This window comes from Embleya sp. NPDC008237 (genome assembly GCF_042956465.1).
Taxonomy (GTDB): Bacteria; Actinomycetota; Actinomycetes; order Streptomycetales; family Streptomycetaceae; genus Embleya.
In genome coordinates this window covers 183,303-207,125 of the sequence record NZ_JBIBGL010000018.1, presented here as the reverse complement: position 1 = coordinate 207,125, position 23,823 = coordinate 183,303, and the positions used below count along the sequence as shown (strand labels likewise).

The 23,823-nt window shown below is 70.0% G+C and carries 22 protein-coding genes; 11 read left to right on the top strand and 11 right to left on the bottom strand.

Going from position 1 to position 23,823, the window contains the following annotated elements; all coding sequences use genetic code 11:
- Positions 1-34 precede the first annotated feature (34 nt).
- The 4 genes from ACFZBU_RS37595 to ACFZBU_RS37580 all read right to left on the bottom strand — a co-directional run bounded on the left by ACFZBU_RS37595 (position 35) and on the right by ACFZBU_RS37580 (position 4,490).
- Positions 35-1,159, bottom strand: a complete 1,125-nt coding sequence (locus tag ACFZBU_RS37595; RefSeq protein ID WP_391588234.1) for an NAD(P)H-dependent flavin oxidoreductase — start codon at positions 1,157-1,159, stop codon at positions 35-37.
- 138 nt (positions 1,160-1,297) lie between these two features.
- On the bottom strand, positions 1,298-2,455 hold the full coding sequence (locus ACFZBU_RS37590) for a thiolase domain-containing protein (RefSeq protein ID WP_391588233.1): 1,158 nt from the start codon (positions 2,453-2,455) through the stop codon (positions 1,298-1,300).
- Entirely contained in the window at positions 2,452-3,561 is a 1,110-nt protein-coding gene (locus ACFZBU_RS37585; RefSeq protein WP_391588232.1) for a lipid-transfer protein, read from the bottom strand. The genes ACFZBU_RS37590 and ACFZBU_RS37585 overlap by 4 nt, the downstream gene beginning before the upstream one ends.
- Complete coding sequence (locus tag ACFZBU_RS37580; protein ID WP_391588231.1) at positions 3,561-4,490, bottom strand: Zn-ribbon domain-containing OB-fold protein; 930 nt, start codon at positions 4,488-4,490, stop codon at positions 3,561-3,563. Before ACFZBU_RS37580 ends, ACFZBU_RS37585 begins: the two co-directional genes overlap by 1 nt.
- A 221-nt stretch (positions 4,491-4,711) precedes the next feature.
- Here ACFZBU_RS37580 and ACFZBU_RS37575 point away from each other — a divergent pair, with 221 nt between their 5' ends.
- Positions 4,712-6,295 carry an AMP-binding protein gene (locus ACFZBU_RS37575; RefSeq protein ID WP_391588230.1) on the top strand — a complete coding sequence of 528 codons (1,584 nt, stop codon included), beginning with the start codon at positions 4,712-4,714 and terminating at the stop codon, positions 6,293-6,295.
- Positions 6,296-6,566: 271 nt separating this feature from the next.
- Here the strand turns inward: ACFZBU_RS37575 and ACFZBU_RS37570 are convergent, their stop codons facing one another.
- The 3 genes from ACFZBU_RS37570 to ACFZBU_RS37560 form a co-directional block, all read right to left on the bottom strand.
- Positions 6,567-7,328 carry an SDR family oxidoreductase gene (locus ACFZBU_RS37570; protein ID WP_391588229.1) on the bottom strand — a complete coding sequence of 254 codons (762 nt, stop codon included), beginning with the start codon at positions 7,326-7,328 and terminating at the stop codon, positions 6,567-6,569.
- 346 nt (positions 7,329-7,674) lie between these two features.
- The gene (locus ACFZBU_RS37565) at positions 7,675-8,451 is read right to left on the bottom strand and encodes a phosphotransferase (RefSeq protein ID WP_391588228.1); all 777 of its coding nucleotides are present in this window, start codon (positions 8,449-8,451) and stop codon (positions 7,675-7,677) included.
- Entirely contained in the window at positions 8,448-8,696 is a 249-nt protein-coding gene (locus ACFZBU_RS37560) for a hypothetical protein (RefSeq protein WP_391588227.1), read from the bottom strand. Before ACFZBU_RS37560 ends, ACFZBU_RS37565 begins: the two co-directional genes overlap by 4 nt.
- Before the next feature lie 543 nt (positions 8,697-9,239).
- Here ACFZBU_RS37560 and ACFZBU_RS37555 point away from each other — a divergent pair.
- From ACFZBU_RS37555 to ACFZBU_RS37540, 4 genes are all read left to right on the top strand, one after another.
- The gene (locus tag ACFZBU_RS37555) at positions 9,240-10,130 is read left to right on the top strand and encodes a helix-turn-helix domain-containing protein (RefSeq protein ID WP_391588226.1); all 891 of its coding nucleotides are present in this window, start codon (positions 9,240-9,242) and stop codon (positions 10,128-10,130) included.
- 5 nt (positions 10,131-10,135) lie between these two features.
- Positions 10,136-10,330 (top strand): DUF397 domain-containing protein, encoded by a 195-nt coding sequence (locus tag ACFZBU_RS37550; RefSeq protein ID WP_391588225.1) that lies wholly within the window; start codon positions 10,136-10,138, stop codon positions 10,328-10,330.
- The gene (locus tag ACFZBU_RS37545; RefSeq protein ID WP_391588224.1) at positions 10,288-10,698 is read left to right on the top strand and encodes a DUF397 domain-containing protein; all 411 of its coding nucleotides are present in this window, start codon (positions 10,288-10,290) and stop codon (positions 10,696-10,698) included. Before ACFZBU_RS37550 ends, ACFZBU_RS37545 begins: the two co-directional genes overlap by 43 nt.
- Before the next feature lie 224 nt (positions 10,699-10,922).
- Positions 10,923-12,116, top strand: coding sequence for a glycosyltransferase (locus ACFZBU_RS37540; RefSeq protein WP_391588223.1), 1,194 nt, complete (start codon positions 10,923-10,925; stop codon positions 12,114-12,116).
- A gap of 58 nt (positions 12,117-12,174) precedes the next feature.
- Here ACFZBU_RS37540 and ACFZBU_RS37535 read toward each other — a convergent pair whose 3' ends face one another.
- Positions 12,175-13,146, bottom strand: coding sequence for a helix-turn-helix domain-containing protein (locus tag ACFZBU_RS37535; RefSeq protein ID WP_391588222.1), 972 nt, complete (start codon positions 13,144-13,146; stop codon positions 12,175-12,177).
- A gap of 240 nt (positions 13,147-13,386) precedes the next feature.
- On the opposite strand from ACFZBU_RS37535, the gene ACFZBU_RS37530 reads away from it, so the two are divergent.
- Positions 13,387-14,433 carry a DUF3068 domain-containing protein gene (locus ACFZBU_RS37530; RefSeq protein WP_391588221.1) on the top strand — a complete coding sequence of 349 codons (1,047 nt, stop codon included), beginning with the start codon at positions 13,387-13,389 and terminating at the stop codon, positions 14,431-14,433.
- Between the two features lie 85 nt (positions 14,434-14,518).
- Here ACFZBU_RS37530 and ACFZBU_RS37525 read toward each other — a convergent pair whose 3' ends face one another.
- Complete coding sequence (locus tag ACFZBU_RS37525; protein WP_391588220.1) at positions 14,519-15,388, bottom strand: BTAD domain-containing putative transcriptional regulator; 870 nt, start codon at positions 15,386-15,388, stop codon at positions 14,519-14,521.
- Between the two features lie 332 nt (positions 15,389-15,720).
- Between ACFZBU_RS37525 and ACFZBU_RS37520 the strand changes: the two genes are divergently transcribed.
- Positions 15,721-17,988, top strand: coding sequence for an ATP-binding cassette domain-containing protein (locus ACFZBU_RS37520; protein WP_391588219.1), 2,268 nt, complete (start codon positions 15,721-15,723; stop codon positions 17,986-17,988).
- Between the two features lie 163 nt (positions 17,989-18,151).
- Here ACFZBU_RS37520 and ACFZBU_RS37515 read toward each other — a convergent pair whose 3' ends face one another.
- Positions 18,152-19,207 (bottom strand): cupin, encoded by a 1,056-nt coding sequence (locus tag ACFZBU_RS37515; protein WP_391588218.1) that lies wholly within the window; start codon positions 19,205-19,207, stop codon positions 18,152-18,154.
- 323 nt (positions 19,208-19,530) lie between these two features.
- Between ACFZBU_RS37515 and ACFZBU_RS37510 the strand changes: the two genes are divergently transcribed.
- From ACFZBU_RS37510 to ACFZBU_RS37495, 4 genes are read left to right on the top strand one after another with little or no spacing between them, the layout of a single operon-like run.
- A complete protein-coding gene (locus ACFZBU_RS37510) occupies positions 19,531-20,406 on the top strand; it encodes an ABC transporter ATP-binding protein (protein ID WP_391588217.1) in 876 nt (291 codons plus the stop codon).
- Positions 20,406-21,194 carry an ABC transporter permease gene (locus ACFZBU_RS37505; RefSeq protein ID WP_391588216.1) on the top strand — a complete coding sequence of 263 codons (789 nt, stop codon included), beginning with the start codon at positions 20,406-20,408 and terminating at the stop codon, positions 21,192-21,194. The genes ACFZBU_RS37510 and ACFZBU_RS37505 overlap by 1 nt, the downstream gene beginning before the upstream one ends.
- Entirely contained in the window at positions 21,191-22,441 is a 1,251-nt protein-coding gene (locus tag ACFZBU_RS37500; protein ID WP_391588215.1) for a sensor histidine kinase, read from the top strand. The genes ACFZBU_RS37505 and ACFZBU_RS37500 overlap by 4 nt, the downstream gene beginning before the upstream one ends.
- Positions 22,438-23,070, top strand: a complete 633-nt coding sequence (locus ACFZBU_RS37495) for a response regulator (protein ID WP_391588214.1) — start codon at positions 22,438-22,440, stop codon at positions 23,068-23,070. The genes ACFZBU_RS37500 and ACFZBU_RS37495 overlap by 4 nt, the downstream gene beginning before the upstream one ends.
- 6 nt (positions 23,071-23,076) lie before the next feature.
- Here ACFZBU_RS37495 and ACFZBU_RS37490 read toward each other — a convergent pair whose 3' ends face one another.
- Complete coding sequence (locus ACFZBU_RS37490) at positions 23,077-23,616, bottom strand: flavin reductase family protein (RefSeq protein ID WP_391588213.1); 540 nt, start codon at positions 23,614-23,616, stop codon at positions 23,077-23,079.
- Positions 23,617-23,823 lie beyond the last annotated feature (207 nt).

Sequence of the window (23,823 nt, the reverse complement as noted above, 5' to 3'; positions counted from 1 at the left end):
GCAGGTCTCGGCCGGGCGATGCGATCCGGTGGGCTCAGTCCTCGGCCAGGAGCGCGCTCAGCCGCTCCGTGGTCTCGATCCACTCCTCGACCAGGGACAACACGACCTCCTGGGTCGGCCGGACCTTGTCGAGCATGCCCACGACCTGGCCCACCGGCCAGCCGTTGAGCTCCTTGTTCTTGGTCCGGGTGAAGCGCCGGGACGCCGCGTTGAAGATGATGCCCTGAAGCGGCATCGGCAGCGGATCGGGGTTGGCCGGGTCCTCCCACGCCTCGGTCCACGCGCTCTTGAGCTGGCGGGCCGGCTTCCCGGTCATCGCCCGCGAGCGCACCGTGTCGGTGGACTTGGCCTCCAGCAGGTTCTGCACCGACACCTCGTGGGTGTCCGCCTCGGCCACGGTCAGCCACAGGCTGCCGGTCCACACGCCCTGCGCACCCAGCGCCAGCGCCGCGGCCATCTGCCGACCACCACCGATGCCGCCGGCCGCGAGCACCGGGACGTCCGGGCCCACCGTGTCCACGACCTGCGGGATGAGCACCATCGTGGAGATCTCGCCGCAGTGCCCACCGGCCTCGGTGCCCTGGGCGACCACCACGTCCACGCCCGCCTCGACCTGCTTCTGCGCATGCCGGGGGCTGCCGCACAGCGCGCCGACCAGCACACCGGCCTCGTGGCACGCGTCGATGATGTCGGCCGGCGGCGGGCCGAGCGCGTTGACGAACATCTTGACCAGCGGGTGCTTGAGCGAGACCTGGATCTGCGCGCGCGACTCCAGGTCCACGTTCAGCCCGGCCGCCTTGATCGGCTTGTCCGCCAGGTCGGCGGGCAGCGGCGGAATCCCGTGGCTGTCCAGGAGTTCGTCGACGAACTTCCAGTGCCGCTCCGGGATCAGCTTCTCCAGGTTGCTCGGCAGTGCGGCCTCGCCACCGCCCTTGCCGATGTACGCCATCGGGATCGCCAGGTCGACGCCGTACGGCTTGCCGTCGGTGTGCTCGTCGAGCCAGGCGAGCTCGACCTCCAGCTGCTCGGGATCGAACGCGAGCGCACCGAGCACGCCGAAGCCGCCGGCTCGGCTGACCGCCGCGACCACGTCGCGGCAGTGGGAGAACGCAAAGATCGGGAAGTCGATCCCGAGCTTCACGCAGATGGGGGGCTTCATCGCCAGAACCTCCGGTCACCGGGTGAAGGCCCCAGAATAGGAAGGCTCCTTGACCAAATCAAGGTCAAGGAGCCTTACCATTTATCGGGCACCGACCCGAACACCGAACCGGGCGGCGTCCCGAGCGGTGACCGGCGGCTACGGCTTGTCCGCGCCCACCGCCCACATCGCGAAGTACTGCGCCGCCGCGCCGTACGCCTGGGCCAGCGCGACCTTCGCGCCGTCCACCTGATGCTCCCCGGCCGCGCCCCGGACCTGGAGCGCCGCCTCCAGGAAGCGCAGCATGCCGGAGGCGCCGATCGGGTTGGAGGACAACACGCCGCCCGACGGGTTCACCGGGAAGTCGCCGTCGAAGGCGGTCTCGCCGCGGTCGACCATCTTCCAGCCCTCGCCCACGGGCGCGATGTCGTGGCCCTCCAGCCACATCGGCTCGTACCAGGAGAACGGCACGTACAACTCGGCCACATCGATCTGCCGCCGCGGGTCGGTGATCCCGGCCTGCCTGTACACGTCCCACGCGCAGTCGACGCCGGCCTGCGGGCGGATCGGGTCGCGGCCGTTGAAGGACGACGGCTCGGACCGCATCGACGTGCCCAGGATCCAGGCCGGAGCCCGGCCGTCGGCCGCCGCGGCGTCGCCGCCGGCCTCGTCGGTCAGCACGATCGCGCCGGCGCCGTCCGAGGACGGGCACGACTCCAGGAAGTGCAGCGGGTCCCACATCATCGGCGACTCGCGGACCTTGTCGATCGAGATGTCCTTGAGCTGGAGATGCGCGTACTGGTTGCGCAGCGCGTTCTGCCGGTCCTTGACCGCCACCTGCCAGCCGATGTGCTCGGGCGCCCCGGACTTCTGGATGTACGCCCGAATCCACGGCGCGAACGCGCCACCCGCGCCGATCGACCCGGACTTGCCGCCGCCCAGGCCGAATTGCGCGTTGCCCTCGGACTGCTTCTCCCACGCCACGGCCAACACGCGCTTGTGCACCCGGCTGCTGATCAGGTGCGAGGCGACGATCGCCGTGGATCCGCCCACGCTGCCCGCGGTGTGCACCCGGAACACCGGCTTGCCCGCCCCGCCGAGTGCGTCCGAGAGGTAGAGCTCGGGCTTCATCACGCCCTCGAAGATGTCGGGCGCCTTCCCGATCACCACCGCGTCGATGTCGCTCCAGGTCATCCGCGCGTCGTCCAACGCGCGCTGGGCGGCCTCGCGGACGAGACCCGCGATGGACAGGTCGTCGCGCCGCTTCTTGTGCTTGGTCTGGCCGATGCCGACGACGGCAACGCGCTCATGGGTCATCGGTTGTCACCTTCCAGGACACAGACGAGGTTCTGCTGGAGTGCCGGGCCCGACGTGGCGTGCCCGAGCGTGCGCGAGCGCCCGTTGTTCAGGATCTGGTCGGCCGCCGCGGCGATCCGCACCAGGCCGGTGGCCATCAGCGGGTTGCCGGTGAGCGCGCCACCGGACGGGTTGATCACCACGTCCTCGGCCAGGCCCAACGACTGCCGCAGGATCACCTCCTGCGCGGTGAACGGCGCCATCAACTCGGCCACTTCGACGCCCGCCACGCCGCCCGCGCGCTGCCCGGCGATCCGGGTCGAGGCGGAGTCGGTCAGGTCGCGCAGCGCCGGGTTGTGCACCTCGCTGCGGTGGTCGAGGCCGGTGATCCAGGCCGGGCGCTCGGTCAGTTCGGCGGCCCGCGGGCCGCGGGCGAGCACGACCGCGCAGGCGCCGTCCGAGATCGGCGGCAGGTCGCTCTTGCGCAGCGGATTGCGCAGGTAGCCCTCGGCGAGCAGCTTCTCAACGTCCTGCTCGGCGTCCCGCACCTGCTGCTTCGGGTTGCCCGCCGCGTCACGGCGCGAGCGGGCGGCGATCTCGGCGAGTTCGCGTTCGGTGGTCTTGCCGGACTCGATCAACTGCCGGGCCTGGAGCGCGGCGAGCGAGACCGGGTCCAGGCCGAGCGGCGCGAGGTAGTACGGGTCCAGTTCGAGCGGGTACATCGCGGCCGGGTCGCCGGTGGAGGACTTGCCCGAGCCCATCGCGACCGCGATGTCGATGTCGCCGTGCTTGAGGCGCACCCACGCCTCGTACATCGCCCACGCGCCGTCCATCTCGACGTGCGACTCGTGGATCGGCGGCCACGCGCCCATCGCGTCCAGGTTGGGCACGAACGAGAACGTGCCACCGGAGATGTAGTCGCACGACCCCTGGCAGCTGAACCCGATGTCGGAGCGCTTGAGCCCGACCTGATCCAAGACCTCGTCGACGACCATCAGCAGCATCTCGGTCTCGGTGAGCTCCTGTCGGCGCACCGCCGGGAGCTGCGCGGTCGCGACGATCGCGATGTCGCTGTCCTGCCGCACTGCCGTCTCCCTTGTCTCGCCCGCGTTTCGACGCGCCGTCATCAGAACACCCGGTTCATGTACTGCTCGGCGGGCTCGTCCGGCTCACCGGTGTGCCGCCAGCCCTTGATGAAGCCCGCGACCGTGCCCCAGCCCTTGCTGGTGATCTCCGCCGCGTCCCGCTCGGCCTCGGGCATCCACTCCGCCTGGACCCGCATGCCGACTCGGATCTCGGACACCGGGATGTCCAGGATCTGCTGCTGCGCGATCACCATCTCGTCGCCTTCGAGCACGACGGAGGCACGCGCGAACGGCTCGGTCTCCTTCTGGCCCGGATACGGCGTGGGCGTGATGATCGTGTAGTTGGACACCACCCCGCGGTCGGGCAACACCTCGTCCAGCTCGGGTCCGAGCAGGATGGCGTCCACCGAGCAGTAGCCCCGGCCCAGGAAGACCCGGTTGCACTGCGGACAGCGCTGCCCGGTCAGACGCCCGGCCCGCAGGTTGCTCGCGTAGCGGACCAGCGTGGGCGAGAGCACGTCGGTGTAGGTGATCTTGGAGAAGTACTCCATGGTCGTCACGTCCTGCGCCTCGCCGGGCTCGCCGGCAGGGCTCTCGGCGTGCTCGCCGGGGACGAAGCAGACGATGTCGTCGATCCGCCCGACCGGCTCGTCGCGCCAGCGCGGGGCGACCCGCATGCCGGTCCGCACCGCGTCCTCGCTGCCCGCGTCGAGCACGTGCACGAGGTCGGTGTCGGCGCCGTCCAGGCGGACCAGGACGAACGCGAACGGCCGGTCCAGCGGGTGCGATTCGATCGGTTCGGCGACCCACGTCCAGGACCGGACGGTGCCGGCCGGGCCGACCTCGACGAAGTCGTGCGCGAGCTCGTTCCCGGTCTCCGGGTCGTACTCCATGGGCGGCACGATCACCCGCTCACCGGACCGGATCCCGACGATCCGACGGGCGGTCAGCTCCGAGAAGAAGCGACCCATGACCGGTCCGAGTGTGCGCTTGTAAGGGAACTGGATAGTACTGACGGTCTGTGTCGACACGGTCATCCTCTCGGCCTGGGAACGAGGTCGGCCACCGGCCGAACGATAGGTAAGGTTCCTTGACGAGGTCAATGGATGGCGAAAACATGTTGTCGTACGGCGCTGCCTTCGGCATGCGCCACGGTCCATCACCATCCGCCATCTCCGAGGGGAAGCCGCAGATGTCGTACGACCTGCCCGCCGCGCTGCACCGCCCGGTATTCGTCCCCGATCTGCTCCTGCACGCACTGACCAGGCACGCCGACAAGCCCGCGATGTACATCGGTGATCGCGTCTTGACGGCCAGTCAGGTGCGCGACGAGATCAGCCGATACCAGCAGGCGTACGCGTCGCTGGGTGTGGTCAAGGGCACCATGGTCTCGGTGTTGTCCGCGAACCGACCCGAGGTGCTGTTCGCGACCGGCTGCAACATGCTGACCGGCTGTCGCGCGACGCCGCTGCATCCGATGGGCTCGCTGGAGGACCACGCGTACGTTCTGGCCGACGCCGGGGTCGAGGCGCTGATCTACGACCCGGGGCCGTACGGCGAGCGGGCCGCGGCGCTGAAGGAGCGGCTGCCGCACCTGAAGCTGCTGGCCTTCGGCCCGGATTCGGCCGACCTGGGCGTGGATCTGCTCGCGCTGGCCGCGAAGTTCGAGCCGGGAGTGCTCACGCCGCCGGAGGTGAGCGCCGAGGACGTCTCGGGCTACGCGTACACCGGCGGCACCACCGGTCGGCCCAAGGGCGTGATGTCCACCTATCGCTCCGGGGTGACCCTGCCGACCGTGCAACTCGCCGAGTGGGACTGGCCGGACGAGGTGCGCTTCCTGGTCGCCACGCCGCTGTCGCACGCGGGCATGTCGGCGTTCATCCCGACGCTGCTGCGCGGCGGTTCGATCGTGGTGCTGCCGCACTTCGATCCGAAGCAGGTGCTCGCGGCGATCGAGAAGTATCGGATCACCGCGACGATGCTGGTGCCGACGATGTTGTACGTGCTCCTGGATCACCCCGACCTGGACAAGTACGACCTGTCCAGCCTGGAGACGGTGTTCTACGGCGCCTCCGCGATGTCGCCGGCGCGGTTGAAGGAGGGCATCGAGCGGTTGGGGCCGATCTTCTTCCAGTACTACGGCCAGGCCGAGTGCCCGATGACGATCACGGTCATGCGCCGGGACGAGCACGACCCGAACGACCCGGCGCGACTTGCCTCGTGCGGTCGGCCGGTGCCGTTCCTGACGGTGAAGCTGCTCGACGAGGACCTGAACGAGGTGCCGCAGGGCGAGCCGGGCGAGATCTGCGTGCGCGGCCCGTTGGTGATGGCCGGTTACCTCAACAAGCCCGAGCAGACCGAAGAGGCGTTGCGTGGTGGGTGGTTGCACACCGGCGACATCGCCCGGGCGGACCCGGACGGGTTCCTGACGATCGTGGACCGCAAGAAGGACATGATCATCACCGGCGGCTTCAACGTCTTCCCCCGTGAGGTGGAGGACGTGATCTCGGCCCATCCGGCGGTGGCCGCGGTCGCGGTGGTCGGGGTGCCGGACGACAAGTGGGGCGAGGCGGTCAAGGCGGTCGTGGTCCTGCGGCCCGGGCACGAGGTGGATCCGGCGGAGCTGATCGCGCTGGTGAAGGAGCGCAAGGGCGCGGTACAGGCGCCCAAATCGATCGACTTCACCGACTCGATTCCGCTGTCGCCGCTCGGCAAGCCGGACAAGAAGACGCTGCGGGCGCGGTATTGGGGTGAGGGTGGGCGGCAGGTGAATTGAGGTTCGGCGGTCGGCGGTTGGTGGTGGCGGTCGCGGCATCGCCGCCTGGCGCCGCGCCGTTGGGGTGGTCGCCGTTGGGCGGGCAGTCGAGCGGTCGGGCCGTCGGAGCTTTCGCGCCGGGCACCGCGCGCGCGTCGCGGTGTTCGGGGCGCCGGCTCGGGATGATGCTTCGAGTGGCGGCTCGGGGTTGGCGGTTCGGGCGGTGGCTCGCGGGGGCGTCGGTGCTTGCGCCGTACCGGAGTTGCGGTGTGGGTAGGCAGCCCGCGGAGGGTCAGCCGACGAGTTCGGTGAGGGCGGCCTCCCAGGTGCGGGTGCCGACGGTGGCGCCTTCCAGGGTCAGGTTCTCGCCGGCGCGGTAGGCGCGACCGGCCTTCCCCGGAAAGCGGACCGGCAGCTTCGGGCGGCGCTTGCCGTTGGCCGTGAGGTAGCTGCCGATCGCCTCGCCCATCGTGTAGACCTTCGGCCCGACCAGGTCCGGCACCGGGCCGGCCGGCTCGCCGAGGGTCAACTCGACCATGCGGTCGGCCACATCGCGCACGTCGACCGGTTGAAGGCGTACCCCGCCGGGGACCGGGACGACCGGCATTTTCGTCATCTTGCCCATCACGGTCAGCATCAACTGGTTGAACTGGGCGGCGCGCAGCGTGGTCCACGGCAGGCCCGACTCCGCCACCGCCTGCTCCGCGCCCAGCTTGGCCTTGAAGTAGCCCAGCGGAACGCGGTCGGCGCCGACCACCGAGATGTAGACCAGGTGCCGTACGTCGGCGTCCTTCGCCGCCCGGACCAGGTTGCGGGTGGCCTCGTCGTCGCCCTTGGGGCCGCCCGCCAGGTGCAGGACGGTGTCCATCCCGGCGACGGCGGCTTCGACGCCCTCGTTCTTGAGCAGGTCGGCGGTCACGTACTCGACGCCTTCGTGAGTACCGCCGCCGGTGCGGCTGAGCACGCGGACGTTGTTGCCCGCGTCGCGCAGCATCGGGACGACCAGACGGCCGAGGGTGCCCGTGCCACCGGTGACCAGAATCGACTTCGTCATCACTTGCTCCCGTTGTTCGGACCGGGTCTCGGATTCGCTTCCCGGTCTCTCCGCGGGGCCCTTGCCGGGCTCCTGCTTCCCTGACGGACGGGCCGAAAAAAGTGTGACGGGCGGATGGAGGAAGTATTTTTGCGAGCGCTGTCGGAGGCACCGGGCCGGTCTGCGGGAGGCCGCTCGGCCGCTGTCGGACGGGCGGGCGTCGTCGTCCGCGTTGCCGTCCACAGGACCGGCGAAGTCGTGCCCAGGGTTGTCCACAGGCTGTGCATGAAGACTGTGGTTCCGGTTCGACCCGGCGAGCGGAGGCCGCCGAGGGCGTGGCCTCCGCTCGCCGGGTCGGGTCGGTGGGTCAACCCGCGATGGGTGTCTCGACCAGGCTGATCCACCAGGTGTCGCGGCCGTCGGTGTGGCCGATCATCGCCTCGGCGAGGACGCGGCGCGCGGTCGGCGAGGTGCGGCGCCAGTCGGGGAAGCGCCACATCCAGCGACGTACCTCACCGAGGTTGTGGCCCTCGTGGAGCAGCGCCGCACCGAGGAAGCCGATCTCCGCCCATCGTGGGCCGAGCGCCACCTGACCCCAGTCCACGACGGTGAGTCGGCCGTCGGGCCGGATGATCATGTTGGCCGAGGTCAGGTCGGTGTGCAGGAGGCGGTTGCCGCACAGTGGGCCGGTCCGGGCGGTCGGGAGATGCTCCCGGAGCCGGCCGACGAGGGTGGGCAGGCCGGCACTGCGGCCGGGCTGGATACGCCCGATGCGGTCCACGACCCCGACCACCTGGGCCAGGTCGGGCGAGCCGAGCCGCAACTGCACGGGCCGGCCCTCGACGTGGTCGAACACGAGGACCCGCCACCCGTCGACCGTGCCGTGCTGCAACAGGCGCGGAGACAGGATGCCGGTGACGGCGCTCGCCGCGATTTCGCTGGTCTGGGCGCGGGCGGACAGGGGCGCGGTGGCCTCCTCGGCGGCCTTGACGAACACGAGGCCGGTGGAGGTGGTGACGGTCGCGGCGAAGGAACTGGTGTGTGGACCTGCGACAGTTTCGACCGCGTGCACCGGGCCGGCGGCCTTCTCCACGAATTCGATGACCTGGCACGGCAGTTCCCGCCACGCATAACGCCTGGTCACATCGCCTCCCGAACGGACGCGCCGGCGTCGGGCGTGATCGGCACCGAAACCGGGCGACCCACGGCACACCCGAACTCGTCCACGCGCCGCAACTGACGTGTCACCGCTGCCAACTCGACATCCGGATCAAGCACGACCAGATGCCCGATCGGACACAGGTACGGCGACCGCCCCGTCTGCCACGGCTGCACGACGGCAACACGCTCCGAGGCTGCGGGAAGCGCAACGATCGTCCCGTCGGGCAAGTCCGCATGCTCGTCGACGTGCCGAACCCGCGACCCGACACGGATCGGCAACCGCCCGTCGGCTGGATATTCTTGAATCTCCATCACTGCCTCACGGTGGATAGATGGGGACAGCGGCCGGGCTCACGGGTCCAATCGAGAACCCCGGCCGCTGTCACTTGAAGGGGCGGCGCAGTCGGCCGCTACCCGGTTTGGAGTACGTCCGGCACGGACGAACTTCTTTGAGCCCTCAGCGTGTTCGCCTCGATCGGGCGTGTTCGATTCGCTGCTTGCTCACTGTTCGCATTGCCGCACCTCCCCCGTCGCCTTCGCAGCCGGCGCTCGAACGCGGATGCGTACGCCTCTCTCGACACGCAGGTGCGACCGGTTCCCCGCATCGAGTAACGCAGGGGAAGCGCATCCCTACGTTTACTTGATCTGCAATGCTCGCTACAAGCAGAACGGCAAAAGTCGACCCCGGAGGGTGACGATGCAGCATCATGCAGGTGACCGTGCGGCAACCTCGACTACGTCGCACATCACCGATCTCCCCCGGAGGAACGCGTGGCCGATAACCAGACCGTGACACGGCGCAGGTTGGGCAACGAGCTGCGGAGTCTCCGCGAGGCGGCAGGTTTGTCGCGTGAGCACGTCGCCGAGCACATGGAATGGTCGAATGCCAAGGTCTGGCGAATCGAATCCGGAAAGGTCGGCATCCGCAGCCACGATGTCACCATGCTCTGCCGGCTCTACTCGGCGACTGACGAACTGACTTCGGTCCTGGGTCAGTTGGCGCGGGAAGCGCGTGCGACCGTGAAAAGTTGGTGGCACACCTACAACGACGTCCTGCCCGACTGGTTCGGTGTCTACGTGAATCTCGAAGACGGAGCAGCCGAGATTCGCGCCTACGAAGCCGAGCTGATCCCCGGACTGTTCCAGACTCCCGAGTACGCCGGAGCAATCCTGCGCGCAGCCCAGCCGGACGCGACCGACGAGGAGATCGAGCGCCGTGTCGGCCTGCGCATGGCACGCCAGAAGATTCTGGAGCGCCCTCGGGCCGAGGCACCCCGTCTTTGGATGATCATCAACGAAGCAGCACTTCGACGGCGGGTGGGCGGCCCTGCCGTCATGAGGGCACAGTTGACGCGTCTTCAAGAGACTGCGGCCAAACCGGGTATCCACATCCAAGTGCTCAAGTTCAGCGCCGGAGCACATACGAGCATGCTCAACGCCTTCTCGATGCTCACCTTCCGGGATACGGCGACACCGGCGGAGGCGGGAGGCCGATCGGCAGCACGCCCCGTTGTCTATCTCGAACAACTGACCAGCGCGCTCTACCTGGAGAAGGCACACGAAATCGACGCCTATACCGTGGCTTTCGAGCACCTACAGGCCAACGCCACACGGCCTGCCGCACTGAACGCCATGATCGACGAAATCCTGAAGGAGTTCTGATCCGCATGACGAATGGTGACCGACACACGTGGCGCAGGAGCAGCTACAGCGGCGGCACCGGCGGAAACTGCGTCGAAACCGCGACTGCTGAAGGCAAAGCTCTCGTCCGCGACAGCAAGCTTCCCGACAGTCCCGTACATTCCTTCACCTGGCGGGCATGGGCTGCAATGACCGACCGACTCCGCGCGCCCGAGCACTGAGGAGCCAAACGTTGCCCGCCCCAGCCAAGTGGGGCCGGGCAACATCCCAATCAACGGCGACACCTCTCGGTGTGGCGGTACCGTCGAAACTCGAAGTCGTACATGCCCTCAAGTCTGACCAACCCTGTCGTAGGCCAGTAACGGCACAGCACGCTGGCACCGCGCACGACGAGATGGGACATTCTTTGAGCACGACTGATACGTACGCCTGGCGAAAAAGTCAGCGGTCGGCACACAACGATGCATGCGTGGAGGTCGCACCGCTGCCGACCAAGACCGGCATACGCGACTCCCAAGACCCAACCCGCGGCTATCTCACAGTCGGCCCCGCCGCCTGGACCGATCTCGTACGCGCGCTCAAAGGCTGACTGTCGAAATTCGGCCCACTACAGCGGCAGTGACGAACACGCCCAAGGGGAGCGCCGGTTCGTCCCGATCGGCACCAGACCGTCGCGTCTTCCGGCGGCCCTTCGGGATGTGTCTGCGGCGTCGGCGGACCCCGAGTTCCAGCCGAACGGCTGCTATCGTCCGCGACTGGTTCACTCCCGCGGCACGGGCCGAGGGCCGGTGCAGTCAGATTGGTAGCTCCTTCGTGGATAGCGACGTCAACCGCCTTGCAGGCGGTCCCGGTTCGACCCTGCGGCTCATCGTCACGGGAGGCGGGACCGGGGGTCACACCTACCCGGCGCTCACCACCGTGCGTGCGCTTCAGGCCAGGCTCGCGGCCACCGGCGGAACGCTGGACGTCCTGTGGGTCGGGACGGCCGACAGCCTGGAGGCCCGGGTCGCCGCCGGTGCCGGGATCCGGTTCGCCTCCGTCGCGACCGGCAAGATCCGGCGCTCCGCCAATCCCCTGAAGATGATCTCCCCGGCCAACATCAAGGACATGATCCGCGTACCGCTCGGCATCGCCCAGGCGCGCCGGATCGTCGCCGGATTCCGTCCCGACGTCGTGCTCGCCACGGGCGGCTACGTCGCCGTCCCGGTAGGTCTGGCGGCCCGGTTGACCCGTCGTCCCCTGGTGGTCCACGAGCAGACGGTGCGACTGGGCCTGGCCAACCGCTCCCTCGCCCGCCGGGCGACCCGCGTGGCGGTGTCCTCGGAATCGACGCTGCCGCTCCTCCCCGAGTCGGCCCGTGCGAGCGCCGTGGTCACCGGCAACCCGGTTCGGCCCGAAGTCCTGTCCGGGCAGGCGGACAGGGCGTTCCAAGTCCTGGGCCTGGACGGCTTCGACCGGCGCCGCCCCACCGTCTACGTCACCGGCGGGGCGCAGGGATCACAGCAGATCAACACCCTGGTGCGGGACATCCTGCCGTGGCTGCTGTCCCACGCCAACGTCATCCACCAGTGCGGTCCGTCCAACCTGGCCGACCTTCGGCAGCACACCGCGACACTCCCCGCCGACGTCGCCCCCCGCTACCTGCTGACCGACTACGTGGGCCCCGAACTGCCCGACGTACTCGCCCTGGCCGACGTGGTGATCTCCCGGAGCGGCGCCGGCACGCTCGCCGAACTCACCGCGCTGGGCAAGGCCGCCGTCTTCGTCCCGCTGGCCACCTCCGCGGGCAACGAACAGGCCCACAACGCCCGCCACCTGCACGAGGCCGGCGCCGCCGCGGCCCTGCTCGGCGAGGCCACCCCGCAAACCCTGCAAGCCGCCGTGGAACCCCTGCTCACGGATCCCGACAGGCGCGCCGAAATGGCCAGGCAGGCCCGGAAACACGGCCGCCCCGACGCCGCCGAGCAGTTGGCCGACGTCGTACTGTCCGTCGCCGGCGGCCGCTAGGCCGCGTCCGGCCCAGGGCTTCACCGCAGATGTCGTGCGCCCCCGGAGTCGATGACGGTCACCCCGGGCTCCCGGCCGTGCCGTCGGCCCTTCGGCGGTGGAAGGTGCGGCGGTAGGCGTCCGGGGGTACGCCGACGGTGCGGTTGAAGTGGCGGCGGAGGGTGGCGCCGGTGCCCATGCCGGTGGCCCCCGCGATGGCATCCACGCTGTCGTCCGTGGTCTCCAATAGTTCCTGGGCCCGGTGGATCCGCTGCGTCAGCAACCACTGCAACGGGGTGGTGCCCGTCATCGAGCGGAAGTGGCGGCCGAGGTGGCGCGAACTCATGTTCGCCCGGCGGGCCAGGTCCTCCACCGTCAGCGGCTGATCCAGCCGTCGGGTCGCCCACGCGAGCAGTTCGCCGAGCGGGTGGTCGGGCTGCTCGGGCATCGGGGTGGCGACGAACTGGGCCTGGCCACCCGGCCGGTGCGGCTGGACGACCAGCCTGCGGGCGAGCGCGTTGGCGATCACCGAGCCGTGGTCGCGCCGGACCAGGTGCAGGCACAGGTCCATCGCGGCGGCCTTGCCCGCCGAGGTGAGCACGCTGCCGTTGTCGACGTAGAGCACGTCCGGGTCGACCTCGACGCCGGGAAAGCGCGCGGCCAACACCTCGGTGTGCGCCCAGTGCGTGGTGGCCCGCCGCCCCTCCAGCAGGCCGGCGGCGGCCAGTACGAAAGCGCCCGTGCACAGCGAGGCCACCCGCGCGCCGGCCTCGTGAGCCGCGCGTACGGCGTCGACGAGGTCCGCCGGCGGGTCCGCGTCGACGTCGGCCCACCCGGGGACGATCACGGTGTCGGCCAGGACGAGCCGGTCGAGGCCGCAGTCCGGTTCGAGCAGGAAGCGGCCGTCGGCCCGCACGGTGCCCGCCCCGCAGATGGCGAGCTCGTACCAGTCCTCGACCGGGACCGGCGGGGCCGTGCCGAACAGCTCGTAGGCCAAGGCCAGTTCGAAGTGCAGGATCCCGTCGGCGACGGCTATCGCAACTGTGCTCACGTCCGGAATTGTACGCATCGTTTCGTTCCGGACGCCCGCGCCGGTCCCCGAGCGGTCGTCACGATGTCGGAGTCGGGCGCCCCCGTCCGGGTGACGTGCCGGTCGGACTCGGTCGCTCGGTGCCGGTTCGGCGGTGTCGTCACACGGATGGCTGTCGGCGGGCGCGGTGGTGGGATGTCTCGGAAAGACTGGGTCGGACAGACACGCGTACACGGATCCAGTTCATCGGGAGAGCAGATCATGCGGACGAACATGTTGCTCCGCGGCGTCGGCATCGTGGTGGGCCTGGTCCTGATCGCCGGTGCGTTCGTGCTCGCGTACGTCATCACTCCGAACTATCTGGTCCGACTGCCTGACGACACCGACGCCAAGCGCTCCTACACCGGCAGCTTCAGGACCCTGCTCGACGCCCAGGAGGTGGCGAAGGGCAACCTTGTGACGGCCGTGAAGCGGGACGTCCCCCTGGCCGTCGAACGGACCGTGAAGGTCGAGGAGACGTCGGGCGACACCGCCCTGGTCAGCGACAGCCGGACAACGACCGCGGCAGGCAACCCGGTCGAGAAGACCGACTGGAGGTACGCCGTCGACCGCAAGACGCTCCAGCCGGCCGGCCATCCGGCGAACTGGACGGTGGTCGACGCCCGAGGTCTGACGGTGAGTTGGCCGTTCGGCGCGAAGAAGAAGACGTACACCGGCTGGCGGCCGGAGACCGGGACCACGACGCCGTTGACGTACGTGCGTACGGAGAGCAAGTCGGGCGTCGACACATACGTGTACGAGGCGCACCTGCCGGCCACCCGGATCACCGACTCGCAGGTGCTCGCCGGTCTGCCACCGGCAGTCCCGCAGGCGACCCTGGCGTCGGTCGCCCAACTCGGCCCCCTCCCGCCTGCGACCAAGCAGCAGCTGGCGGCGCTGCTGCCCACGTTGGGCAATCCGGTGCCGCTCTCCTACACGCTGGAGAGCGCCGACACGTTCTGGATCGAACCGGAGACCGGCATTGTGATCGACACGAAGCGGTCCCAGCAACGCGTGGCCGGGGTCGTCGCCCCGGGCAACGGCGCCTTCCTCCCGCTGCTGCCGGTCTCCGACGTCGTCTACCAGCAGACCCCCGGGTCCGTGAAGGCCGCCGCGGACGACGCCGAGGACGGCCACGACGCCATCGTGCTCGTCGGTACCATCCTGCCCATCGTGGCGGGCGTGGTCGGAGCTCTACTGATTGCCGCGGCCCTGCTCATCCGACGTCGTCGCCCGCGCGGCACCCCCACACCCGCCGCAGACGCCTGACACGCGCCCGGGCAGCGTGGTTGCATCGCCGGTCACCGCCCGGTGTGGCGGGTGGTGGGCCGGACCCGGCCCACCTCTGCGACCGCTACCACCGCCGGTGCGACGCATCCCGGTGTGAGCAAGGGACGCGCAGTCGTCCGACGACGACGCCGCGGCGACCTCGGCACACCGAGGCCGCCGGTCTCCGCTCCGGTGTCGCCAACGCCGGATCCTGTCGCAGGATCGCGGCCTGGAGTTCGCGCAGTCCCGGCCCGGGGTCCAAGCCCAACTCCTCCGCACACAAACGCCGGCCGGCCTCCAACACCGCCAACGCCTCCGCCTGCCGCCCCGATCGGTAGAGCGCCAGCGCGAGTTGCGCACGGGCCCGCTCCCGCAGCGGATGCTCCCGGACCAGCGCCATCAGATCCCCGATCACCGACGCGTGTGCGCCGAGCGCGAGTCGGCACTCGGCGGCCTCCTCCAACAGCCCGGTGTGCTCCTCGGCCAACCGTGCCCGCTCGGCCTGCGCCACATCGTGATCGGCCAACTCCGCGAACGCGTCGCCCACCCACAACGCCAATGCGGCCCGAAGCAGTTCGTCGGCCCGATCGAGCGCACCGGCGGCCACCGCGGCCCGGCCCGCCTCGGCCAACGCATGCCATCGCGTGGTGTCCAGTTGCCCGGCCGGCACCTCCAGGGCGTACGAGTCATCGCGCGTAGTCAATACCCGATAGGGCGCCCGCCGTCCCGGCTCCAACACCCGTCGCAGGCCGGAGAGATAGGCATGCAGCGTCGATCGCGCACCGGGCGGCGGGCGTCCGTTCCACAGTTCCTCGGCCAGCCGGTCCACCGGCACCGCGACCCCGGGGCGCAACAGCAGCAGCGTCAACAACTCGCGCTGCCGCCTCGGGCCGATGTTCAGTTCGCTTCCGTCGGGACCCGAAACCCGGGTAGGTCCCAACACTTGGAAGGACAAGCCCCCCGACTCATCGCTGCGCGGTGGCTCCCCAACCTGCCCGCGCGACGGAATCCCCCTCGTCATATGGGAAGTGACGAGACAACCCGGGATGGGGTTCCGCTTTCGTGCCGAGTCGAGGGTCCCTCAGGCTGCTCCGCACCGTCTCCGCTCGCGAACAGGCCGCGCCGTCGAAGCCGGTTTCGGGTGCCGGTGCCGGTGCCGATCCCACCGTCGCCGGCGCTGTCGGACTCGCCCCGTACGCTCGCTGGTTCGGTCGCGCCCCCGCCCCTGCCGCCGCGCGACCCGGGCCGGGCCCGTCGGGGTCCGTCATCGAAGAGCAACGGAGCCGCATGATCAAGGACATCGTCATCACCGGCGCGCGCGAGAACAACCTCAAGGACGTGTCGCTGCGCATCCCGAAGGACCGGATCGTCGTGTTCACCGGTCCGTCCGGGTCCGGCAAGTCGTCGATCGTCTTCGACACCGTCGCGGTCGAATCGAAGCGGCAGCTCAACGAGACCTTCTCGGCATTCGAACGCAAGTTCCTGCCGCGCTACGAGCGCCCGCACGCCGACGCGATCGAGAACGTGTCGCCCGCCATCGTGGTGGACCAGAAGCCGATCGGGTCCAACTCCCGCTCGACGGTCGGCACGATGACCGACATCAATCCGCTCCTGCGCGTGCTGTTCTCCCGCATCGCCGAACCCTCGGCCGGCACCCCCGCGGTGTACGGGTTCAACGACCCCGGCGGCATGTGCACCACATGCGACGGCATCGGTCGGACGGTCCGGGCCGACTACGCCCGCCTACTGGATCGGTCCAGGTCGCTCAACGACGGCGCGTTCCGGCTCGCCCTGCTCGGAGTCGGGATCTACCAGGCGTCCGGGCTGTTCGACAACGACAAGCCGATCGCCGACTACACCGACGCCGAGTTCGCACTGCTCACCCGAGGCGATCCGGACCGGGTGATCAAGTTCAAGCTGGTCACCCCGGACGGCACCGTCAACGTGACCTTCGAGGGCCTGTACAGCCGCTTCGACCGGCTCTACCTCAACCGTGACGTGTCCGCGCTCGGCGCCAGGACCAGGGAGACGGTCGAGGCCTACCTGACCGAGGGCCCGTGCCCGGATTGCGCCGGCGCCCGACTCAACCCGGCCGTGCTCGCCGCGCGGATCGACGGACGCAACATCGCGGACTACTGCGCGCTCGAAGTCGGCGACCTGATCGAGGTATTGGCCGCGATCGACGACCCGATCGGCCGGCCGGTGGCCGAGGCCGCCTCGGCCGCCCTGCGTCGAATCGTGGACATCGGTCTGTCCTACCTCAGCCTGGACCGGGAGACCTCCACGCTCTCCGGCGGCGAGGGGCAGCGGCTCAAGATGGTCCGCCACCTCGGCTCCAGCCTCACCGGCATGACCTACATCTTCGACGAGCCCAGCGTCGGCCTGCATCCGCGCGACGTGCACCGGTTGAACGAACTCCTGGTCGCACTGCGGGACAAGGGCAACAGCGTGCTCGTGGTCGAGCACGATCCGGACGTGATCGCGGTCGCCGACCACGTGATCGACATGGGTCCGCACGCCGGCTCGCACGGCGGTGAACTCGTCTTCGCGGGCACGGTGAAGGAGTTGATCGAGTCGGACACGCTCACCGGCCGCTTCCTGAACCGGGGCACGGTGGTCAAGACCGACTACCGCACGCCCACCGGGCACATCCCGATCCGCGGCGCGAGCCTGCACAACCTCAGGCACGTCGACGTGGACATCCCGACCGGGGTGCTGACCGTGTTCACCGGCGTCGCCGGTTCCGGCAAAAGCACGCTGGTGTCCGAGGTGTTCACCGCCGCGCACCCCGACACGATCGTCATCGACCAGGCCGCCATCGCGGCCAACTCGCGCTCCACACCCGCGAGTCACATCGGGATCATGGACCCGATCCGCGCCCTGTTCGCCAAGGCGAGCGGCGAGAAGCCGGGCCTGTTCAGCTTCAACTCGGCCGGCGCCTGTGCGGCCTGCCAGGGGCGCGGCTCGGTCACCGTGGAGATGGCCTTCATGGACCCGGTGACCACGATCTGCGAGCGCTGCGAGGGACGGCGCTTCGACGACAAGGTGCTGGAGCACCCGCTGCGTGGCAAGTCGATCATCGACGTGCTGGCGCTCACCGTCGAGGACGCGCACGAGTTCTTCACCGAGAAGCGCATCCGGCCGCACCTGGCCGCGCTCGCCGAGGTCGGGCTGGGATACGTCACGCTGGGCCAGCCGCTCGGCACCCTCTCCGGCGGCGAGCGGCAACGGCTCAAGCTGGCGGGCGAATTGCACAAGACCGGCAGCGTGTACGTGCTCGACGAGCCGACCACCGGGCTGCACATGTCCGACGTGGACACGGTGATCGCGCTGATGGACCGGCTCGTGGACGGCGGAAACACGCTCCTGGTGATCGAGCACAACCTGGACGTGGTCGGCCGGGCCGACTGGGTGATCGACCTGGGTCCGGACGGCGGCAAGCACGGCGGCACGGTGGTCTTCGAGGGCACGCCCCGGCAACTCCTGGCCGCCGAACACTCGTTGACCGGCGAATACCTCAACCGCAACCTCGACCGGGACGCGAACCGGCGGTAGCCGGGAGCGCGGAACCGTAGCCGAACGGAAGCCGCGACCGAGCGGGAGCCGCGGCAGCGGGAGCCGCGGCAGCGGGAGCCGCGGCCGAGAGCGGCGCCCGGTCCCGACTCGATGCGGGAGCGGCGGCCGGGCCCGTCTCGGTACGGGCCCGGCCGCCGAGATCTCAGCGCCGGTCGCTGAAGCGGATGTCCAGGCTGCGCAGATAGGTCTGCAGGCCCGCGTCCTGAATCGGGATCAGGTGCGCGGGACTGCCGGACTCGTTGTGGTGGGCGTGCCACTTCCCGGGAGGCGTCACGAACGCGCCGCCGGGCTGCCAGTCCACCCGCTGCGGGTCGACGATCTCGCCGTGCTCGTCGAGCCGATCGCCCAGCAGGGTGAAGCAGCCCGGTTCGCAGTCCAGGATCAGGTCCAGGGCGACCGACTGGTGCCGGTGCGGACGCTGGATCTGGTCCACCGGGAGCAGGCCGAACATCGCCCACAGGGTGTGCGTGACGGTCAGTGTCTGGTCCTGGTCGATCGTGTTCAGCAACACGCTGACCCGGTTCTTGGCGTTGGCGCCGGGCGCCTCCGCGATCCGGGTGAGCTCCTCCACCGCACGATGCCGGGAGAACTTGGTCGGCCGGAACCGGGCCCGGTTCGGGGTGACCCCGAGGTAGCGCAGCAGCGGCTCGTCGTGCACCCAATAGAACAGCGAGTCCTGCGCGGCGTGGTGGGTGATCTCGCCCAGGTCCGGCAGGACCAGGAAGTCGCCCTTCTCCCACTCCACCGCCTGGCCGCCGACCAACGACATGCCCCGGCCGTACATCACGTAGTAGAGCTGTGAGGTCGCGTTCGGCCGCACCGCGAGCCGGTCGCCCGCGTTGATCCGGACGAAGTTGGCCAGCAGCGCCGGACTGGTCGCCGGACCGCCCGCGATCCGCATCGGCCCGGCGAGGTCGAGCGGAATCACCCGGGTGGCTCCACCGGCGTGCAGTTCGGCCGGGAAACGCTCCACCGGCACGGGCGTCGTGTAGCCGGCGCCGATCGGGTTGGCCGCCTTCGTGTACTCCCAGTAGACCGCGTCCTCACTCCACGCGGCGGCGGTCGCGGCAAGCGGTCCCTCGAAGCCGAATCGGGCCACGTCGACCAGCGGCGGCGCCGCCACGGTGGGGTCGAAGAGGGCGGACTCCCGCTCTCCGGACCGGTGCTGATCGGCCGTCACCTCGGGCTGCGCGGTCATCCGAAATCCCTTCGCGAGCGACTCCCCCGGTCCTGCCCATGGTGCCATCGGCCCGGTCGCCGTGGAGAGCGGCAAGTCTCACACTCGCCGCGCGGTACGCCTCACGCTCGCGACGCCGTACGCCGCGCCCACCGCGCGGACACGCGCCTGACGCCCGCCGTGCCGGTACGCCTCACGCCCGCCCCGGAACAAAAGCCCGCCCGCGCCGGTCGAGGCTGACCATACCCACTCGCCCACGCCTCGCCTGTCCCCCGATCGACGGACAGGCGACGTCCGTCGTTCGTACGTCCCGGCGCCCGGCCCGCACCCGCCATCGTCGAGGCATGACACCGCAGCGAACGCACTCGGCCCGCACCCGCGTCGAATCGGCGATCACGGTGCGCGGGCTGCGCCGGAGCTACCGAGGACGTCCGGCGGTGGACGGGCTCGACCTGGACGTGTACCGAGGCGAGATCTTCGCGCTGCTCGGCCCGAACGGGGCGGGCAAGACCACCACGACCGAGATCCTGGAGGGCCACCGCCCGCGGGACGCCGGCGAGGTGGCCGTACTCGGCCGGGATCCGGCGGGCGCCGGACCGGCCTGGCGGGCCCGGATCGGCATCGTGCTCCAGGAGTCGGCGGACGTGGCGGGGCTGACCGTGCGCGAGAGTGTGCGGCACTTCGCGCACTACTACCCGAAGCCGCGTGATCCGGACGAGGTGATCGAGGCGGTCGGGCTGACCGAGCGGCGGAACACCCGCGCCGGTGCCCTCTCCGGTGGCGAACGACGCCGGCTGGACGTCGCGCTGGGCATCCTCGGCCGGCCCGAGCTGCTCTTCCTGGACGAGCCGACCACCGGGTTCGATCCGAAGGCGCGTCGCCGGTTCTGGTCACTGATCGCGGGCCTGCGGGAGGCCGGGACCACGATCCTGCTGACCACGCACTACCTGGACGAGGCGGAGCGCCTCGCGGATCGGGTCGGGGTGATCCGATCCGGCCGGGTCGTGGACGTGGACACGCCCGAGCGGCTCGGCGGCAGGCACCTGGCCAGGGCGGTACTGCGCTGGCGCGACGCCGAGGGCGCCCACGAGTTGGCGAGCGCCGAACCGACCGCGGACGTGGCGCGGTTGGCCGCGCGCTTCGGCGGCGAGATACCGCATCTGACCGTCACCCGGCCGTCCCTGGAAGACGTCTACCTCGACCTGATCGGAGCCGACTGATGTCCCTGCTCGCCATCGCGGCGGAGCGCTCCCGCCTGGAGCTCAAGCTGTTCGCCCGACAACGCGAGCAAATGGCGGTGACCTTCGGCATGCCGGTGTTGCTGCTGGTCCTGCTGGGCCTCATCGGCGGTGGCACGGCGGACGGTACGAACGTGCCGGAGAGCAGACTGCACGCGGCCGGGATGATCGCGGTCGGCATCGTCGCCGCCGGCTTCCAGGGTCTGGCCCTCTCGGTCGCCGCCGAACGGCAGAACGGCACCCTCAAGCGGCTGCGCGGGACACCGATGCCGCCGGCCGCCTATCTGCTCGGGAAGATCGTCCAGGTGTTCCTGGTCAGCCTGGCCCAGGTCGCGGTACTGCTGGCAGTCGGCGTGTCGTGGCTGGACCTGGCCCTGCCGCACGACCCGTTTCACTGGCTGACCTTCGGCTGGGTGTTCCTGCTGGGGGTGGCCGTGGCCACCCCGCTGGGGCTCGCGGCCGGCGCGCTGATGAAGAAGGGCGCCAACGGCGCGCTGATCATCCTGCCCTTCACCGCGCTCCAGTTCGTCTCCGGAGTCTTCGTCGGCTTCAACGAACTACCCGATGGTGTGCAGCGGTTCGCGGCGCTGTTCCCGCTCAAGTGGCTGACCCAGGGAATGCGCTCGGTCTTTCTGCCGGACACGTTCCAGACGGTCGAGCCGGCGGGCACCTGGGAGTTGGGCCGGGTGGCCTTGGTGCTCGCCGGGTGGGGTGTGCTCGGCTTGGTCGTGTGGATCAGGACCTTCGACTGGGGTGGGAACGAGCGGTGAACACGACGAAGACGCCAAATACGGTGAATCGGGCGGATGCCGCCGGTGTGCCGATCACGCCCCGATCCACCCTGGTCGACGACGAGGAGGCGAACCTCTTCGGCAGCAAGCTGCTCGGCGCGTACCGCTATGCCTACCTCGTCCTCGCCGCGGCCACCGCCGCCGAGTTCGGCGCCGACCAACCGCCGTGGTGCCCGGTGGTGCTCGTACTGCTGCCGGTCTCGTTCTGGCTGCTGCTCCCGCCGGGCGTGGATCCGAACGTGTGGGATCGGCGCGGGCAGGTGCACCTGGTGCTCGCGTACGCCGGAGTGACCGCGCTGAGTCTGGTCGAACCCGGCGGCATCGCCCTGATGTACGTGTTGATGCCGTTGACCTTCACGTTCATCGACCGCATGCTCCCGGCGATGCTGGCGGGTGTATACCTCTTCGGCGTCAACGGCGTGCTCCAGGCCCGGGACGCGCATTGGGCACCCGATCGGGTGGCCAGGATCCTGGTCGAGATGGCGATCGCGCTCGGCTTCAGCTTTCTGATGGCCCGGACCATCAACTGGCTGGCCGACAAGGTGGAGGAGCGCGGCCGACTGGTGCGCGAGCTGGAGGCGACCCGGGCCGAGCTGGCCGAGACGCACCACGAGGCGGGTGTGCGGGTCGAGCGCGAGCGCATGGCCCGCGAGATCCACGACACCCTCGCGCAGGGCTTCACCAGCATCCTGATGTTGCTCCAGGCGGCCGGAATCACCGTGGACTCGGACGCCGCCGCCACCCGCAAACGCCTGGAACTGGCCGAACGGGTGGCCCGGGACAACCTCGCCGAGGCACGTGCCCTGGTCGCCGCCCAGGGCCCGGCGGGCGGCGAGGACCGCGCCGAGCCGCTCGCCGAGTTGCTCGGCCGCACCGTCGCCGGGCTCGGCGAGGAGTTGGAGGTGGCCGCGACGTTCACGGTCACCGGCGTCGAGCACGAGCTCTCCTCGACGGTCCAGGTGGTGCTGGTGCGGGTGCTTCAGGAGTCGCTGGCCAACATCCGCAAACACGCCGACGCCGGGAGCGTTGCGGTGGAGTTGGCCTACCGTCCGTTCGCCACCCGGCTGACCGTGGCGGACGACGGACGAGGCTTCGAGCCGGGGCACGGAAAGGGGGGATACGGTCTTCCGGGAATGCGGGCGCGGCTGGCACAGGTCGGCGGCGAGGTCGAGTTGGTCTCGGCGCCCGGCCGGGGCACGACCGTACGGGTGGAGGTACCGCAGTGATCCGTCTGCTCATCGCCGACGACCACCCCGTGGTGCGCGAGGGCCTGGCGGGCATGCTCGCGGCCGAGGCCGACTTCGAGGTGGTCGCCTCCGTCGAGAACGGCGCACAGGCTGTGGACAGGGCCGCCGAGCTGCGGCCCGACGTGGTGTTGATGGACCTGCGGATGCCGGGCACCGACGGCGTCGCCGCGACCCGACGGATCGTGCGCGAGCTGCCCGGGGTGCACGTACTGATCCTGACCACGTACGACACCGACGGCGACATCGTGCGCGCCGTCGAGGCGGGCGCCACCGGCTACCTGCTCAAGGACACCCCGCGGGTGGAACTGGCCGCCGCGGTCCGCGCCGCCGCCCGGGGCGAGACGGTGCTCGCGCCGCCGGTGGCCGCGAAGCTGGTCACCCGACTGAAGACACCGGTCCGCGACGCGCTGAGCCCGCGCGAGACCCAGGTGCTCGGCCTGGTCGCGCGCGGGATGACCAACGCCGAGATCGGCCGGGAGTTGTACATCGGCGAGGCCACCGTCAAAACGCACCTGCTGCGCACCTTCAACAAGCTCGGCGTGGACGACCGCACCGCCGCCGTCACGGTGGCCATGGCGGAGGGGCTGCTGCCCGGCTCGGGCGGGTGAGGCACGCTACTCGGCGATCAGGCGCGCGTACCGACCCTTGTGGAACATCAGCGGTGCGGCGTCCCGCGGCAGGTCCAGGGCGGTGACCGCGCCGATCACGATCACGTGGTCGCCGCCGGGCAACTCGTGCGCGATGTCGCACTCGATCCAGGCCACCGCGCCGGCCAGCCGCGGAGCGCCGTTGCCGGCGGGCGCCCAGTCCACGCCGACGAACTTGTCGCCGCCGCTGCGGCCCATCGCACGACACACGTCCTGCTGGTCCTCGGCGAGGATGTTGACCACGAACCGGCCGGCCGCGCGCACCCTGGGGTAGGTCGTCGAGGTGAGCGCCGGGGCGATCGAGATGTACGCCGGTTCCAGCGACAGCGATGTGAACGACTGGCAGGCCATGCCCACGGGCGCGCCGTCGTGGATCGCGGTGACCACCGTGACGCCGGTGGCGAAGTGGCCCATGACCTGACGCATCCGGGCCTGATCGATCCCGGCCGACGGCGTCGTGGCGCTGGACATGGCTGCCCCCAGGGGTCCGAAGCTGGATTTCTGCATATGACTAATAGTCGTATGCCTGTTTGTCCCAGCCATTGAACGGCGGAACTGACGAACCGTCAATAACCTGAACCGGGCTTCCGCCTCGTGATCACCGCCACCTTGACGGCCCCTTTCGACGCGTTCGGGAACTTACGCGTGCCTGCTGCACGTCCGGATCAGTAGCAGTAGCGTCGTCCGCGACGTCATACATCCTCCGGAAGGAAA